The sequence below is a fragment of the Sphingomonas sp. HDW15A genome (assembly GCF_011301715.1).
Taxonomy (GTDB): domain Bacteria; phylum Pseudomonadota; class Alphaproteobacteria; order Sphingomonadales; family Sphingomonadaceae; genus Sphingomicrobium.
In genome coordinates, this window is sequence record NZ_CP049870.1 from 1,865,661 (window position 1) to 1,880,320 (window position 14,660).

Annotated in this window: 14 protein-coding genes and 1 pseudogene; 7 read left to right on the forward strand and 8 right to left on the reverse strand. The window is 64.8% G+C overall.

All coding sequences use genetic code 11. The annotated features are described in order from the left end of the window. Positions 1 to 48: 48 nt before the first annotated feature. From G7076_RS09820 to G7076_RS09830, 3 genes and pseudogenes are all read right to left on the reverse strand, one after another. A pseudogene (locus tag G7076_RS09820) lies at positions 49 to 3,467 on the reverse strand (AAA family ATPase). Positions 3,468 to 3,494: 27 nt separating this feature from the next. Beyond that, positions 3,495 to 4,256, reverse strand: a complete 762-nt coding sequence (locus G7076_RS09825; RefSeq protein WP_166202423.1) for a thioredoxin domain-containing protein — start codon at positions 4,254 to 4,256, stop codon at positions 3,495 to 3,497. Continuing rightward, positions 4,253 to 4,804 (reverse strand): DciA family protein, encoded by a 552-nt coding sequence (locus tag G7076_RS09830; protein WP_166202425.1) that lies wholly within the window; start codon positions 4,802 to 4,804, stop codon positions 4,253 to 4,255. The genes G7076_RS09825 and G7076_RS09830 overlap by 4 nt, the downstream gene beginning before the upstream one ends. Before the next feature lie 27 nt (positions 4,805 to 4,831). Here G7076_RS09830 and G7076_RS09835 point away from each other — a divergent pair, with 27 nt between their 5' ends. From G7076_RS09835 to G7076_RS09845, 3 genes are all read left to right on the forward strand, one after another. Continuing rightward, on the forward strand, positions 4,832 to 5,875 hold the full coding sequence (locus tag G7076_RS09835) for an A/G-specific adenine glycosylase (protein WP_166202427.1): 1,044 nt from the start codon (positions 4,832 to 4,834) through the stop codon (positions 5,873 to 5,875). 69 nt (positions 5,876 to 5,944) lie between these two features. Then, entirely contained in the window at positions 5,945 to 6,649 is a 705-nt protein-coding gene (locus G7076_RS09840; protein WP_166202429.1) for a cytochrome c family protein, read from the forward strand. Positions 6,650 to 6,656: 7 nt separating this feature from the next. Continuing rightward, a complete protein-coding gene (locus G7076_RS09845) occupies positions 6,657 to 7,112 on the forward strand; it encodes a DUF1801 domain-containing protein (protein WP_166202430.1) in 456 nt (151 codons plus the stop codon). On the opposite strand, the gene G7076_RS09850 is transcribed toward G7076_RS09845, so the two are convergent. From G7076_RS09850 to sdhC, 5 genes are read right to left on the reverse strand one after another with little or no spacing between them, the layout of a single operon-like run. Beyond that, on the reverse strand, positions 7,109 to 7,972 hold the full coding sequence (locus G7076_RS09850; RefSeq protein WP_166202432.1) for an LOG family protein: 864 nt from the start codon (positions 7,970 to 7,972) through the stop codon (positions 7,109 to 7,111). The two genes, G7076_RS09845 and G7076_RS09850, sit on opposite strands and share 4 nt — an antisense overlap. Before the next feature lie 41 nt (positions 7,973 to 8,013). After that, complete coding sequence (gene sdhA, locus G7076_RS09855) at positions 8,014 to 9,813, reverse strand: succinate dehydrogenase flavoprotein subunit (RefSeq protein WP_166202434.1); 1,800 nt, start codon at positions 9,811 to 9,813, stop codon at positions 8,014 to 8,016. A 6-nt stretch (positions 9,814 to 9,819) separates the two neighbouring features. Next, positions 9,820 to 9,999, reverse strand: a complete 180-nt coding sequence (locus G7076_RS09860; protein ID WP_166202436.1) for a hypothetical protein — start codon at positions 9,997 to 9,999, stop codon at positions 9,820 to 9,822. Beyond that, on the reverse strand, positions 9,996 to 10,208 hold the full coding sequence (locus G7076_RS09865) for a hypothetical protein (protein ID WP_166202438.1): 213 nt from the start codon (positions 10,206 to 10,208) through the stop codon (positions 9,996 to 9,998). The genes G7076_RS09860 and G7076_RS09865 overlap by 4 nt, the downstream gene beginning before the upstream one ends. Beyond that, the gene (gene sdhC / locus G7076_RS09870; RefSeq protein ID WP_166202440.1) at positions 10,205 to 10,600 is read right to left on the reverse strand and encodes a succinate dehydrogenase, cytochrome b556 subunit; all 396 of its coding nucleotides are present in this window, start codon (positions 10,598 to 10,600) and stop codon (positions 10,205 to 10,207) included. Before sdhC ends, G7076_RS09865 begins: the two co-directional genes overlap by 4 nt. A gap of 153 nt (positions 10,601 to 10,753) precedes the next feature. Between sdhC and G7076_RS09875 the strand changes: the two genes are divergently transcribed. From G7076_RS09875 to G7076_RS09890, 4 genes are read left to right on the forward strand one after another with little or no spacing between them, the layout of a single operon-like run. Beyond that, complete coding sequence (locus tag G7076_RS09875; RefSeq protein ID WP_206367526.1) at positions 10,754 to 12,100, forward strand: methyl-accepting chemotaxis protein; 1,347 nt, start codon at positions 10,754 to 10,756, stop codon at positions 12,098 to 12,100. Positions 12,101 to 12,148: 48 nt separating this feature from the next. Next, the gene (locus G7076_RS09880; RefSeq protein ID WP_166202444.1) at positions 12,149 to 12,853 is read left to right on the forward strand and encodes an SDR family oxidoreductase; all 705 of its coding nucleotides are present in this window, start codon (positions 12,149 to 12,151) and stop codon (positions 12,851 to 12,853) included. Beyond that, on the forward strand, positions 12,843 to 13,763 hold the full coding sequence (bla, locus tag G7076_RS09885) for a subclass B3 metallo-beta-lactamase (protein ID WP_166202446.1): 921 nt from the start codon (positions 12,843 to 12,845) through the stop codon (positions 13,761 to 13,763). The genes G7076_RS09880 and bla overlap by 11 nt, the downstream gene beginning before the upstream one ends. Beyond that, positions 13,760 to 14,647 (forward strand): 50S ribosomal protein L11 methyltransferase, encoded by an 888-nt coding sequence (locus tag G7076_RS09890; protein ID WP_166202448.1) that lies wholly within the window; start codon positions 13,760 to 13,762, stop codon positions 14,645 to 14,647. Before bla ends, G7076_RS09890 begins: the two co-directional genes overlap by 4 nt. Positions 14,648 to 14,660 lie beyond the last annotated feature (13 nt).

Below are 14,660 nucleotides of genomic sequence, written 5' to 3' on the forward strand. Positions count from 1 at the left end.
AGGAAGTGAGGGCTTTAGGTCTATTGATAGTCATTCTCAATAGCAGAATTACTCGGCAGCCAGAAGGGTCTCCGCACCGCCGAGATCGACAGACACCAGACGGCTGACCCCGCGCTCGATCATCGTCACTCCGTAGAGTCGGTCCATCCGCGCCATAGTGACCGCATTGTGGGTGACGATGAGGTATCGGGTGTCTGTCTCCTTGGTCATGCGATCCAGAAGATCGCAGAACCGGTCGACGTTGGCGTCATCGAGCGGCGCGTCGACTTCGTCGAGGACGCAGATCGGCGCTGGGTTTGTCAGGAACAAGGCGAAGATCAGCGCGACAGCGGTCAGCGCCTGCTCGCCACCGGAAAGCAGGGTCAGGGCGGTCAGCCTCTTGCCGGGGGCTGGGCCATGATTTCAAGGCCCGCTTCGAGCGGATCGTCGCTCTCGACCAATGCAAGATGCGCCTGTCCGCCGTCGAACAGCGTCGTGAACAGGCTTCGGAAATGGGCGTCGACTTTCTCGAACGCTTCAAGAAGCCGCACCCTTCCCTCGCGATTGAGATTGCCGATCGATCCGCGCAACCGGTGGATTGCTTCCTGCAATTCGTCGCGTTCGGCCGCACCCGACGCCCGGCTTTCCTCAAGTTCCGCGAGTTCGCTCTCCGCAACGAGATTGACTGGGCCGATCCGCTCCCGCTCGGCGGTCAGGCGCTCGAAGGCGGCACGCTCCTCCTCTGACGGCGACAGTGCAGTCTCGTCGAAGCCAAAGCGCTCGCTGAGCAGCGGTGGCGGACATTCGAATTTCTCGCCGCACTCGCGCGACAACTCGGTTCGGCGGGCTTCTTGTGCCTCGGCCCAGGCAACGGCACCGGCGCGCGCCTCGCGGGCTGCGGTAAAGCTCTCGCCAGCTTCTTGAAGCGCGCGCTGGAGATTGGACAAAGCGCGCTCGCATTCAAGCTCGGCCGCAGCAGCGGCCGCGACCGTCTTGGTGCTGGCCTCATTCTTGCGCTCAAGCTCGGCGATCTGGACATCCAGCCGGTCAGGCTCACCGTCCAGCGCCGTTCGCTCTTCGCCAATTGCCACTGCCCTGTCGGCGCTTTCACGAAGCCTTTCCTCGGCATGGCGCGCGCGCGTTCGCCATTCGCCCTGCTCCTTCTGCGCGGCCGCCCCGCGTTCGCGCGCGGCGGCCAATTCCCGGCCGCGCGTGGCAGCGATGGCCCTGCGCTCTGCGACCTGCTCGCCTGCCGCCGAAGCTTTCGAGCGCGCGGCCTCGATCTCGGTGCCCAGCGCAGCCGGGTCGGGCAGCGCGGCAAGTGCCGTCTCTGCCTGAGCGACGGCAGCGCGCGAAGCGTCGATCAACGGGGCAAGATCGGCGCGCCGCTCCTCGAGCGATGCACGCTGCGCCTCGAGCCGATCTAGGGCCGCGCTAGCTGAGTCCGTTTCGCGAGCCGCTTCCCTTCCCTGGCGCTCCGCGTCCGCTGCGGACTTTCGCGCCTGTTCCGCCTGACCACGAAAGCGTTCGACTGCAGCGACAGCCGAGTCGCGCTCAGTTTCCGCTGCCGAGACGGCTGCTTCCAGAGAGGGAAGTTTCAACTCGAGCGCACTCAGCCGATTGGTTCGCACCAGCCTTTCGGCCGTCGCAGCACCCGCGCTTTCCGCGATGAAGCCGTCCCAGCGCCGCATCCGCCCGTCCCGGGTGACGAGGCGCTGGCCGAGGGCGAGCGTCTGGCCTTCGTCGGCATCGGCGACTCCGATCTGGGCGAGCCGCCGAGCCAATTCGGCCGGCGCTTCGACATGATCGGCCAGCGGGATGAGACCGCAGGCCAGTGGTGGATCGGACTTGCCCTTATCTGAACCGCCCCAGCGCCGAGTTCCCCTATCTCCGACCTCGGCTTCCAGATCGTCGCCTATGGCGGCGGCGAGGGCCCGCTCGAAGCCCGGTTCGGCGCGGATTGACACCTGCCCCTTGGTCGCTTGGGCCAAGGCGTCGGCAAGGGCGGTCCGCTCGGCTGTGGCCGCGCTCAGCGCAGCGCGAGCGGCCGCGAGTTCGCTTTCCGCCTTGTCCCGATCTTCCGCCGCTTCGGCGCGAGACCGGTCCGCCGCGGCACCCGCCGCTTCAGCCTTCTTGAAGGCCTCGGCCGCTCGGTCAGCCAGCTTCTGGGCAGCGGCGCGGCGGTCCCTTTCGGCTTCCCCGCTGCCCAGTGCCTGAGCCTGCTCCTCAAGCCGTGCCGCTTCCGCTGCGGTCCGATCCGCCTGATTGCGCGCGGAGTCGAGCGCGGCTTGGGCGACCCGGCGCTCCGCCGCCATTGCCGCCTCTCGCGCAAGCAGGGTCGCCAGCTCAGTCTCCGCCGCTCGCGACTGGGCCTCGGCCTCGCCGAGCTCGGACGCCAGTTTCTCTGCTTCATTTTCGCCCTTGCGAAGACGTGCGGCGATGCCCTCACGTTCCTCCTCGAGAGCGGCGATCGCCTTCCCGGCGTCCTCGCGAAGAGCCTCCTCGCGGGCCGTGTCGGCTGCCAGCGATTCGGCGAGCCGGCCAAGCTCCGCCAACCGCCGGGCAGCGGTGTCTCGCCGCGCGCGCGCAGTAGCGAGTTCATGGGCAAGGCTCCTGCTGCGGTCGCGCTCCTCGTTGGCCGCGTTGCGCCGGGCGACAAGCAGTTGCTCGGCGCCCTTCTGCCTGTCCTGTACCTCGGCCATCTTCTCGCGAAGGCGGGTGACTGCGTCATTGGCTTCCCGCGCCTCGACGGCCGCCGCATGCGCCGCCAGATCGGCGTCGCGCCAGCGCGCAAAGAGCAATCGTGCCTCGGCTGCCCGGATCTTCTCGGTCAGCGCCCGGTATCGTTCCGCGGCTCGCGCCTGGCGCTTCAGCGCCGCGACCCGGGCTTCCTGATCGCTCAGAAGCTCGTCGAGCCGGGCGACATTGGCCTCGGCTGCGCGAAGCTTTTGCTCGGCATCCTTGCGGCGGGCGTGGAGGCCGGCGATCCCGGCCGCTTCTTCGAGCATCTGCCGCCGCTCAACCGGTTTGGCGGCTATCACTGCTCCGATGCGGCCCTGGCTGACCAGCGCGGGAGAATGCGCACCGGTCGCAGCGTCGGCGAAAAGCAGTGCCACATCCTTCTGCCGGACATCGCGCCCGTCGACCCGATAGGCGGATCCGGCGCCGCGTTCGATTCGTCTGGTCACTTCGCTTTCGGTCGACTGCGAGCCCGCCCCGTCATCGGCCACTTTCTCGATCAGCAGAGAGACTTCCGCGAAATCGCGGGCGGGCCGAGTCGCCGTGCCGGCGAAGATCACGTCTTCCATGCCCGATCCGCGAAGGCTTTTCGGACTGCCTTCGCCCATCACCCAGCGGATCGCCTCGAGCAGATTCGACTTTCCGCAGCCGTTGGGACCCACGACGCCGGTCAGGCCAGGCTCGATCCTGAGCTCCGTCGGCTCGACGAAGCTCTTAAATCCCCCCAGCTTGAGACGGCGAATCCTCAACCGATCAGCCCTTCCCCCTTCGCCGGACTAGCTGCCCAGCGCTTCTCGCAGTTTGGTTTCGACCTGGCTCCAGATCGTGCCGCCGCCGGTCAGCTCCAGGACTTCTCCATTGAGCAGGAAGCTTGGAGTGCCGGAAAGCTCGTAAGTCGAAGTGGCATCGCTCTGCATCTGGACAAGCCGGTCGATCTGCCCTTGGTCGGCAAGGCATTGGTCAAGTTTGCTGGACGGAACGCCGCGCATCGCCGCCCACTGCTTGAGGCCGGCGAGCTCGGCGAAGCGCGGCAGCTTTTGCGCTCCCGGAAGAGCCTCGATGGCATTGAGCTGGGCCGGGTCCGCGGCCTGAATCTTCTCGAAAATCTGCGGTTGGTCGGCGAATAGCTGGCCGGTCAGGCCGAAGAAACTGGCCGGACCATTGCAACGGGCGACGACCGAGGCGGTGAGATCGAGCCCGTCGCGAACGAAGTTGCGGAATTCGAAGCTGACCCGGCCGCTCTTCACATAGGTATCCGTAATCGATTTCATCGCGGCTTCGTCGAACTCGCGGCAATGCGGGCAGGTCATCGAACCGAACTCGACCAGCTTCACCGGCGCGTCCGGGTTGCCCATCAGGAACCCGCCCTCGGCTGTCTGGGTAACGACCTGGGTCCAGTCACCGCCGTTCGGTGCGGCAATCGGTTCAATCGGCCCCGACGGAACGGGCGCAGCAGCATTGCTGTCGGCGCCTTTATCGCAGCCGGCGAGAAAGAACGTCGTGGCGGCCAAAAGGGAAATCGCGAAATTCTTGTTCACGTGATGCTCCGGATTATTGGGAGAGGTTTGGGATCGTTTTTGTCGACGGCTGGCGGCCCGGACGATGCGGCGATCTGGCCGGCAAGCGATTCGAGGCACGCGCGAAGCTCCGGATCGGCGATGGTGCGAAGTCCCTCGCCAAGTTCGGTCGGCACCGGGGCGGGCGCCTGGCGCTCGGGCCGCTCGGCCTTTGCCGGGATCACCCCCTGGCGATAGGCCACCTTGTTGATCGCTTCGTAACCGAAGAAACGGTTTACCCGCTCGATGATCATAGGGCCCAGATGCTGCATCAAAGGCGCGTGGGCACCCTGCACGAGCAATGTGAGCGTGCCGTTCTTGCGGCTGCCTGAGGGGAAACGGATAGACTCGGGAAGCGAGACCCCGGCGTAGCGCTCACCCACGATCTCGCCCCAGCGGCTAACCACCGCGCCTTGGACGAAACCGAAGCGCTTGAACGCCAACCCACCAACCTCACCGATCAATTCGCCGGCGGGCCGCACGCGTCCCTGGCGTGGAGAATCGTATTTCTTGTCGCGCGGTTTCGCCATCGGCCTTGGTCATGCCATAGGGAATCCATGCCCGCCAGTGCTGCAAAGCAGCTTGACCATAAGCAACGTGCCGCAGAGCAGCTTCTCGACCATTACCGGTCGAACGCACGCGTACTTCCATGGCGAAGTCCGCCGGGTACTGCCCCGCCGGATCCGTACCGCGTCTGGCTCAGCGAGGTGATGCTTCAGCAAACGACGGTGAAGGCAGTAACGCCGAGGTTCGAACGCTTCATCACGCGCTGGCCCACGATCGAGGCGCTCGCCGCCGCGAGCGACGAGGAGATTCTCGGCGAGTGGGCAGGCCTCGGCTACTACGCGCGGGCCCGAAACCTGATCGCCTGCGCTCGTGATGTCGCGAAGCGCGGAGGGTTTCCGGATACCGCGGACGGGCTTCGCGAGCTGCCTGGAATCGGCACCTATACGGCTGCAGCCGTGGCGGCGATCGCCTTTGGTCGCGATTCCTGCGCCATCGACACCAATATCGAGCGAATCGTCGCCCGGCTGAATGCTCTCAAGGACAAGGCGGCAATCCGCGCTGCGGCGGAGGCGATGGTTCCGGCCGGAAGGGCAGGTGATTTCGCACAAGGGATGATGGACCTCGGCTCCGCGATCTGCCGGCCGAAGGCGCCGGAATGCCGTTCCTGCCCCTTGCAGGACGAATGCGCGAGCTTTGCACTCGGACGTCCCGAGGATTTCCCCGAGCGGAAAACCCGGCAGGCGCGTCCGCACCGCCATGGCCTTGCTTACTGGCATGAGCGCGACGATGCCATTTTCCTGGTTCGGAGACCGGAGAAAGGTCTGCTTGGCGGAATGGCGGCGCTTCCTGGCAGCGAATGGCGCCACGGCCAGGCCCCGGACGACGCCATCGCCACAATCCGCCATGGTTTCACGCACTTCACGCTCGACCTCCACATCGTCGAATCGGGCGCAGCGCCGCCCAACCGGGGTTGGTGGCAGCCGCTCGCCGGCATCGACGAAGCTGGATTGCCGTCCCTCTATAAAACGGCCGTTGAGCGGGTGCTTTCGGGACGAGCCGGCAAGTCGCCCGTGCAATCGCCGCGCAACGCTTGAAAGCCGTGCATCGCCGCCTTAAAGGGCAACGCCAATTCTCGTTTCCAACGGCTACGCCGCAGGGGTTTCATGAACGACCGCAAGAATACAATCGCCGGCTGGGTATTGTTCGCCGGAATCATCGGCCTTGGCGCTTGGGTCGTCACTGGCGAAACCTTCCGTAGCGAGGCTCCGGAAAAGGGCGGATGGGCGCTTGCCGACGCCGAGGGCGAGGCCGGCGGAGAAGCGGCCAAGCCGATTGAATTCTATCTTGCGACAGCCGACGCCGCCAAGGGAGAGCAGGTCTTCAAGAAGTGCACTGCCTGCCACACGATCAATGCCGGCGGCGCGAACGGGCTTGGACCGAACCTCCACGGGGTAATGGGCAAGCCCCATGGCGCGCACCCGGGATTCGCTTATTCCGACGCGCTGAAGGCGACACCGGGCGTTTGGGACTGGAAGGCGATGGACGCTTGGCTGACCAGCCCACGTAAATATGCCCCGGGCACGAAGATGACCTTCGCAGGCCTCGGCAATCCGGAGGAACGCGCCAATCTGCTGATGTATATCAACGCGCAGGGCTCGAACCTGCCCGTTCCGCCGCCGCCGGCCGAAGGTGCAGCGCCTGCCGAGGGCGACAAGGCCGCCGCCGAAGCGGAGGGCGAAGGCGCACAGAAGGCCGGCAACCAGCCGGTCCTCAACGAACAGCAGGCTGCTCAGGGACCGGGCAAGAACATCGGTGGCGAGGGCGCCGCGAAGATCACGGGCACCGACCCGACTGCCAAAAAGAACTAAGACGGCGGTGGTCTCGAGCAAGGCTCAGACCGTCTCCGAATATCTCGACGAGCTTTCGCCGGAGCGTCGCCGCGAAATCGAACGAGTTCGCGATGCCATCAACGCAGCCATGCCGTCCGGTTACCGCGAGGGCATCGGCTACGGGATGATCGGCTGGGTCGTTCCGCTCGAGGATTATGCCGACACCTACAACGGACAGCCGCTCGCTTACGTAGGGCTCGCTGCTCAAAAGAATTACAATGCGCTCTACCTGACCTGCGCTTATGCTTCGCCTGAGCGTTCCCAGCGGCTCAAGGATGAAGCGGTTGCGGCGGGCAAGAAGCTGGACATGGGAAAGAGTTGCATCCGCTTCCGGAAAGCGGACGACCTTCCCCTGGATTCAATCGCTCGGGAAATCGCGTCGGCAACTCCGGCAGAGTTCGTGGCGATTCACGAAGCAGCGCGGCAGCGTCGCGACTGCTAGCAAACGTCGTAATGGGCGCAGACTGCGTCCCAGGCATCCTCGGCCGTTTCGCACCAGGTAATGAGGTCGAGGTCGTGCGGGCTGATGACCCCCTCTTCCGCAAGCGCCTCGAAATCCACGACCCGATTCCAGAATTCCTTGCCGAACAGCAGGATCGGTAGCGGGCGGACCTTGCCGGTCTGGATTAGCGTCAACAGTTCGAACATCTCGTCGAACGTACCGAAGCCGCCGGGGAAGACCGCAACGGCGCGCGCCCGAAGCAGGAAATGCATTTTGCGCAACGCGAAATAGTGGAACTGGAAGCTGAGATCCGGCGTGACGAACTTGTTTGGCAGTTGCTCATGCGGAAGGACGATGTTCAATCCGACCGACTCCTGCCCCTCATCGCAGGCACCGCGATTGGCCGCTTCCATGAAGCTCGGCCCACCGCCCGAACAGACGACGAAGTGACGCTTGCCGTCATCGTCCACCGGGAAACGGCTGGCGATCCGCGCCAGCTTTCGCGCTTCCTCGTAATAATGCGCCTTCGCGACCAGCCGGTCCGCCACCTTCTTTTCCCAATCGGTCCGCGCCTTCGACGCAAGCTCGGCAGCCTTCGACGGCTCGGGGACGCGCGCCGAGCCGTAGAAGATGAACATCGATGCGATGTTCGCCTCGTTCATCAGGAGCTCTGGTTTCAGCAGCTCGAGCTGGAAGCGCACAGGGCGAAGGTCCGGCCGAAGCAGGAAGTCCGTATCCTGGAAAGCGAGCTTGTAGGCATCACTTTGGGTCTGCGGGCTCGATGGGACGTGCCGTGCCGAGACGGCGTCCACTTTGGACGTCGGGAAAATGCGCTTTGGCGGAGTATGCGGATCACTCATAAGCGGCGCGACTTAGCCTTCCGGCGCGGACGCCGCTAGCCTCAATACACGCGTGCCTTGGGCTTGATGTACTCGATCTCGTCGGTGAGCGTGTAATCGTGGACCGGTCGGTAATCGATGCGAACGCCGCCGCCCTTTCCGCCCCAGCCATCGAACCAGGCAATGGTGTGCTTCATCCAGTTCTTGTCGTCGCGCTCGGGAAAGTCCTCGTGCATGTGCGCGCCGCGGCTTTCCTTGCGGTTGGCGGCGCAATGCATCGTCACCGCCGCTTGGGCGATGAGGTTGTCGAGCTCGAGTGTTTCTATGAGGTCCGAATTCCAGATGAGGCTTCGGTCCGAGACACGGACGTCGTTCATCCGCTGGTAGATCTTGTCGATTTTGGCGACACCTTCCGCCAGTGTCCGCTCGGTGCGGAACACGGCGCAATCGGCCTGCATGGTGCGCTGCATCTCGATCCGGATGTCCGCCGTCGGGCTTCCGCCCTCGGCATGACGGAACTTGTCGAGACGCGAGAGCGACAATTCCTCGCTTCCCTTGGGTAGCGCGGGCTGCGCGGCGTTGGGCTTGAGGATTTCGCCGAGGCGAAGGCCGGTCGCACGTCCGAATACGACAAGGTCGATCAGGCTGTTGGAGCCGAGCCGGTTGGCGCCGTGAACACTGACGCAGGCCGCCTCACCAACCGCGAACAGGCCCGGCACGACACCGTCCGGATTGCCGTCCCTCAGGGTTACGACCTCGCCATGATAATTGGTCGGAATTCCGCCCATGTTGTAATGCACGGTCGGCGTGACGGGGATTGGCTGGCGAGTGAGATCGACGCCGGCAAAGATCTTCGCCGTCTCGGTGATGCCCGGCAGGCGCTCGGCCAGGATCTTGGGATCGATGTGGTCGAGGTGAAGGTAGATATGGTCCTTATGCTCGCCGACACCGCGGCCTTCGCGAATTTCCATCGCCATCGAGCGCGATACGACGTCGCGGCTGGCGAGGTCCTTCGCCGACGGGGCGTAGCGCTCCATGAACCGCTCGCCGGCCGAGTTCGTAAGATACCCGCCCTCGCCCCGAGCGCCTTCCGTGATAAGCACGCCCGCGCCGTAGATGCCGGTTGGATGGAACTGCACGAACTCCATGTCCTGGAGCGGCAGGCCGGCACGAAGCACCATCGCATTGCCATCGCCGGTACAGGTGTGGGCCGAGGTCGCGCTGAAATAGGCGCGTCCGTAGCCGCCTGTCGCGAGCACGACTGCCTGCGCCTTGAAGCGGTGGATCGAACCGTCGTCGAGGTTCATGGCGAGGAGGCCGCGGCAGGCCCCGTCTTCCATGATGAGGTCTAGCGCGAAATATTCGATGAAGAAGTCGGCATCATACTTCAGGCTCTGCTGATAGAGCGTGTGAAGCATGGCGTGGCCGGTCCGATCGGCGGCGGCACAGGTCCGCTGCGCGGCGGGGCCTTCACCCATGTTCTGGGTCATGCCGCCGAACGCGCGCTGGTAGATCTTGCCGTCCTCGGTACGCGAAAAGGGCATTCCGGCGTGCTCGAGCTCATAGACCGCGGCCGGTGCTTCGCGGGTCAGATATTCGATCGCGTCCTGGTCGCCGAGCCAGTCGGAGCCCTTGACGGTATCGTACATGTGCCACTGCCAGTGGTCGGGGCCCATGTTGCCGAGCGAAGCTGCGATTCCCCCTTGCGCCGCGACCGTATGGCTTCGCGTCGGGAAGACCTTGGTGACGCAAGCGGTCTTCAGCCCCTGGCCGGCGGCGCCCATCGTAGCGCGCAGGCCTGAGCCGCCGGCGCCGACGACGACAACATCGTAGAGATGATCGATGATCTTGTAAGCGCTCATATCCGCTCAGGCTCCGAACGCGATGGCGCCAAGGCTGAACAGCGCGAGAGCGCCGGCCCCGACTGCCGCGAAATAGAGAAGGCCGGTCACCAGCAGGCGGTTGGCCTCGTCGTGGACATAATCGTCAATAACCACTTTCAACCCGTCGACGGAATGGACGAAGGCGAGGATGACGAACAGGATCATGGGCACCGCGCCGCTCGGGCGGCAAGCCACTCGCCAAGTGTGTCGCGGCCACGATCCGGAAGCAGAAGCAGCGAAACGACCAGCCACAGACCCAGGAAGAGCAGCGCGGCACTCGTCAGTCGTTCGCGGAGCCAATGCTCCCCGCCGTGATGCGCGGAACCCAGTCCGCGAACCTTGCCGAGCGGGGTCGAGCTTTCACCGCGGCTCATTGAAACACTCCCAAAGCGATCGCCCAGGTCAGTGCCGTCAGGAACAGCGAGCCGGCGATGGTCAGAACGGCAAACAACTTGTTGATTCGAAGCTCGAAGCCCGCGCCAGTGTCCATCACCAGATGACGGATGCCGGACAGCAAGTGCTGCCAGAAGGCCCAGGTCAGGCCGACCAGCACTACGATTCCGATCGGGCTGAGCGCAAATTCGACGAACCGGTCATAGGATGGGCCGCCGTCGGCAATCGCCCAAAGCCACCACGTCAGGATCGCGAGACCGGCGACCGAAAGCGCGCTTCCTGTCACGCGGTGGAAGATCGAAACCAGCATGCCGGGGCCCCACCGCCAAATCGTGAGGTGCGGGGACAAGGGACGATCGGGATTTCGGGTCATCGTCAGTGCGTCGCCTGTGTCATGGAATGTTGTCGAGAGGCTCCTAGGCAGGCGCGCCTGAAGTGGCAAGCGGGCCGCTGGCTAACCGGCTTTTAACCATTCCCCCGTAGCAACGGTCGGACAGACGAATTCGAACGAATGGATGGACGTAAAATGGCGACGATTGTCGGCTCCGGCGAGAATGGCGAATATGATCTGGGACGCGCCCTGGCCCTCTATGATGTGGCCGGCGACCTGCCGCTGAGGGCGCGCGAGCTCTGGTCCTACCTCGCCGACGGTGCGATCGAGCTCTCACGCGAATTCTGGCGCCGCTACGCGCAGTCGCCGGAAGTCCGCGACCGGTTCGACGAAGCGCGCATCGATGGCCTCGCCAAGAAAATTGCGCCATATGTCGCGATGAAGTTCGAACGGATCGACGATCCGGCCTGGACACGAACCGCGCGCGATTATGTCGAGCGGGCACTTTCGAATGGCCTTACACTTTCCACGCTGCTCGCGGGCCTCGCTGCCGAGACCGAAGCGGCCTTCGTAATCATCCGCCGGACCGTCACCGACGAGCAGGACCTGGTTCGCTTCGCCCGTACCCTTTCGGAGGTACAGGCGGTCGAAGTCGACTGTTTCATCCACCATGCCATTTGCATCACCCGCGAAGAGAGCGGCAAGACGCAGTCGCGCATCGCCGGGGATTTCAACAGCAAGGTGCTGGGAGTCGTCCGCAACTGCACCCACGAGAGCGAGGAGCTTCGCGCCAAGGCGTCGGCGACCAGCGCGTCGGCGCGCGGGATGCTCGGCAAGACCAGCGAAGTCGCAGCCGCGGCCGAGCAGTCGGCGACCGCAATGCGTGAAGCTGCACAGACTGCCGCCGGCCTCATCCGCGCCATTGAGGACGCACGAAGCGAGGTCGAGGTCGCGGCTGGTGTGGCGACGCGCGCTGGTAGCCAAGCCGAGGAGGCTGTGAAGGTAAGCCAGGCCCTTTCCAGCCACGTCGAAGCGATCGAATCGATTCTCGGCCTGATCCGCGACATCGCCGGCCAGACCAACCTGCTTGCGCTCAACGCCACGATCGAAGCGGCGCGCGCCGGTGACGCGGGGCGCGGCTTCGCCGTCGTCGCCCAAGAAGTGAAGAGCCTCGCCAGTCAGACTGCCCGCGCGACCGACGACATCACGGCCAAGATTTCGGCGATCACCGCGGCGACCAAGCAGACCGTCGAGTCCAACGCGTCAATCCAATCCACGGTCGTGGAAGTGCAGACCAGCGCCGACCGAATCCGTCAGGCGATGGAATTGCAGGCGCAGACCGTGACGATGATCACCGCCGCCGTCGACGAGACCGCGCTCGCCGCCGACTCGATGAGCTCGACCATCGCCGCGATCCGCAGCGACACCGAAAATGTCGCAAAGGACATCGACAATGTCGAACAGGGATTCGGACGCGTGTCGAAGCAGATCGAGCAGTTCAGCGCCGCAACCGACACCTTCGTCTCGCGTCTCGCTTCCTAAGCAGTTCCACCACTTTCGCCCCTGCCCGGCTTTGGCTAGGCGGGGGCGATGCATATTCTCCTTACCGGAGCCAGCCGGGGAATCGGCGCGGCGACTCTCGAAGCCTTGAGCGCAGCCGGCCACCGCGTGGTCGGTCAATCGACCAGGGGCGGAGGCGGTCTGATTGCCGCCGATTTCTCTTCTGCCGATGCCCCTCGCCGATTGTGGGAGGAGGCCTTCGACAGGCTCGACGGCCAGATCGACGCCGTCATCAACAATGCGGGTATCTTCGAGGCGGTCGACGACAATGCCGCCGACGATGAATGGCACGCTGCCTGGGCACGGACGATGCAGGTCAACCTGCAATCCAGCGCCGACCTTTGCCGGCTTGCCATCGCGACTTGGCGCGGTGCTGGGACCGGCGGACGGATCGTCAACGTCGCAAGCCGCGCCGCCTACCGCGGCGACAGCCCCAAGCACTGGCATTATGCTGCATCCAAGGCTGGAATGGTCGCCATGACAAAGAGCATCGCGCGTGGGTATGCAGCGGAATATATCCTCGCTTTCGCGGTCTGCCCCGGCTTCACCGCAAGCGACATGGTCGGCGATTATCTCGAAAGCCGCGGAGGCGCGAAATTGCTCGCCGACATTCCGCTTGGACGGGTCGCGATCCCTCAGGAAATCGCCGAAGTGATCCGCTGGCTGGCCTGCGACGCCCCGGCATCCGCGACCGGTGCGGTGATTGACGCCAACGGCGCATCTTATGTCCGCTAGTGTCGCCATTCCGCTGGTCGGGCTGTTGGTGGCCCAGATCGCCATCCCGCTCGGGCCGAAACCCCGCCAGGTCGAGCGGCTTCCCGCGCCGATCGAGGAGATGGGGCCGCAATGGGCCGCGGAATGCGGCGATTCGACCGACTGGGACAAGCCCGCGCCGCCGGTCCGAATCCACGGCAACACCTACCTTGTCGGCACGTGCGGGATCTCCGCGATCCTCATTACCGGCAGCGAAGGCCATGTTTTGATCGATGCCGGGACGGAGGCCGGCGCGGACCTGATCGCCGAGAACATCCGCTGGCTGGGCTTCAAGCTGACCGACATCAAGTTCCTGCTCCACAGCCACGAGCATCACGATCACGTCGGCGGAATGGCGCGAATGCAGCAATTGACCGGCGCAACCCTGATCGCGTCCGAGCCCGCCGCACGCGTTTTTGCGACCGGAGCGGCCACTGCGGAAGATCCGCAGGTGGGCATCAACCCGCCGTTCCCGGCGGCGAGCGTCGGACGAACGGTAAAGGACGGCGACACGGTGCGGATGCACGACTTCGAGCTGACGGCGATGGCAACGCCCGGCCACACACCGGGCGCATTGAGCTGGCGCTGGGAAAGCTGCGACGGCGGGGTCTGCCGGACGATGGTCTATGCCGACAGCCTGACTCCGGTCAGCAGCGACAGCTATCGCTTTTCCGATCATCCGGCCTATCTCGCCGCCTATCGAGCTTCCCTTGCCAAAGTCGCCGCGAGCCGCTGCGAGATCCTGCTCACGCCCCATCCGTCCGCGAGCGACATGAAGGCGCGGATGACTCGCCAAAAGCCGCTTTTCGACGTCGATGGATGCAAGGCCTATGCCGCCAAGCTCGGCAAGGCCCTCGACGAGCGTCTAGCCAAGGAAGCCGCCGTCAAATGAGCTGGCGGGTCACGCTCGCCTGCACCAAGGCCGAGGCCGAGGCGATCCCCGATTCCGACGACCTCTTCCCGGATTTCGACTCGCCTCCCGTAATCGTCGCCGACGAACCCGATCCGGACAAACCGAATGAATGGCGGCTCCACGTCTATTTCGACCGGCAGCCCGGCTGGGAGGAAATGAAGAAGATCGAGCAGCTGGCCGCAGAGAGCGATCCGGTGCTCGAACGGCTGGAGGATGCCGACTGGGTGACACTCAGCCAGGAGGGCCTGGAGCCGATCCGCGCGGGACGATTCTTCGTTCATACGCCGATGCACTTCAAGGACCGCCCGGAAGGAGCGATCTGCTTCGAGATCGATGCCGGCCTTGCCTTCGGAACCGGCCAGCATGCGACCACCGCCGGCTGTCTTGCCGCGCTTGATCGGCTGGAGCGCGAGGGCCGCTCTTTCGACAACATTGCCGATATCGGCACGGGGACCGGGCTGCTCGCCTTTGCGGCGCTGGCGCTTTGGCCCAGCGCAAAGGCTATCGCCACCGACATCGACCCCGTTTCGATCGACGTCACTCGCGACAACGCCGCGATCAATGGCGTTCCGCTCGGCATGCAGGCGGGCGAGTTGCTGCTGGCGGTCGCAGACGGAATTGATCACCCGATGATCGCGGCGCGGGCGCCCTATGACTTGCTCATCGCCAACATCCTGGCCGGACCGCTGATCGAGCTGGCCCCGGACTTCGTCCGCGCAACCGCACCCGGCGGCACCATCATCCTGGCCGGACTTCTCGACACCCAGGCCGATGCCGTCACCGCCGCTTATGAGGCTGACGGTTGCACGGTGGTCGAACGCGGCCCGGGTGAATGGACGGTGATCGTTCTCAAAGCGGTCTGACGTCTTGCATGGC

Excerpts from the sequence above, each read along its gene's own strand:
- sdhA (WP_166202434.1), bottom strand. The coding sequence starts at position 9,813 with ATGAGCGCTTACAAGATCATCGATCATCTCTACGATGTTGTCGTCGTC.
- bla (WP_166202446.1), top strand. The coding sequence starts at position 12,843 with ATGTCCGCTAGTGTCGCCATTCCGCTGGTCGGGCTGTTGGTGGCCCAG.
- G7076_RS09850 (WP_166202432.1), bottom strand. The coding sequence starts at position 7,972 with ATGAGTGATCCGCATACTCCGCCAAAGCGCATTTTCCCGACGTCCAAA.
- G7076_RS09880 (WP_166202444.1), top strand. The coding sequence starts at position 12,149 with ATGCATATTCTCCTTACCGGAGCCAGCCGGGGAATCGGCGCGGCGACT.
- sdhC (WP_166202440.1), bottom strand. The coding sequence starts at position 10,600 with ATGACCCGAAATCCCGATCGTCCCTTGTCCCCGCACCTCACGATTTGG.
- G7076_RS09860 (WP_166202436.1), bottom strand. The coding sequence starts at position 9,999 with ATGATCCTGTTCGTCATCCTCGCCTTCGTCCATTCCGTCGACGGGTTG.
- G7076_RS09890 (WP_166202448.1), top strand. The coding sequence starts at position 13,760 with ATGAGCTGGCGGGTCACGCTCGCCTGCACCAAGGCCGAGGCCGAGGCG.
- G7076_RS09875 (WP_206367526.1), top strand. The coding sequence starts at position 10,754 with ATGGCGACGATTGTCGGCTCCGGCGAGAATGGCGAATATGATCTGGGA.
- G7076_RS09865 (WP_166202438.1), bottom strand. The coding sequence starts at position 10,208 with ATGAGCCGCGGTGAAAGCTCGACCCCGCTCGGCAAGGTTCGCGGACTG.
- G7076_RS09835 (WP_166202427.1), top strand. The coding sequence starts at position 4,832 with ATGCCCGCCAGTGCTGCAAAGCAGCTTGACCATAAGCAACGTGCCGCA.
- G7076_RS09840 (WP_166202429.1), top strand. The coding sequence starts at position 5,945 with ATGAACGACCGCAAGAATACAATCGCCGGCTGGGTATTGTTCGCCGGA.
- G7076_RS09830 (WP_166202425.1), bottom strand. The coding sequence starts at position 4,804 with ATGGCGAAACCGCGCGACAAGAAATACGATTCTCCACGCCAGGGACGC.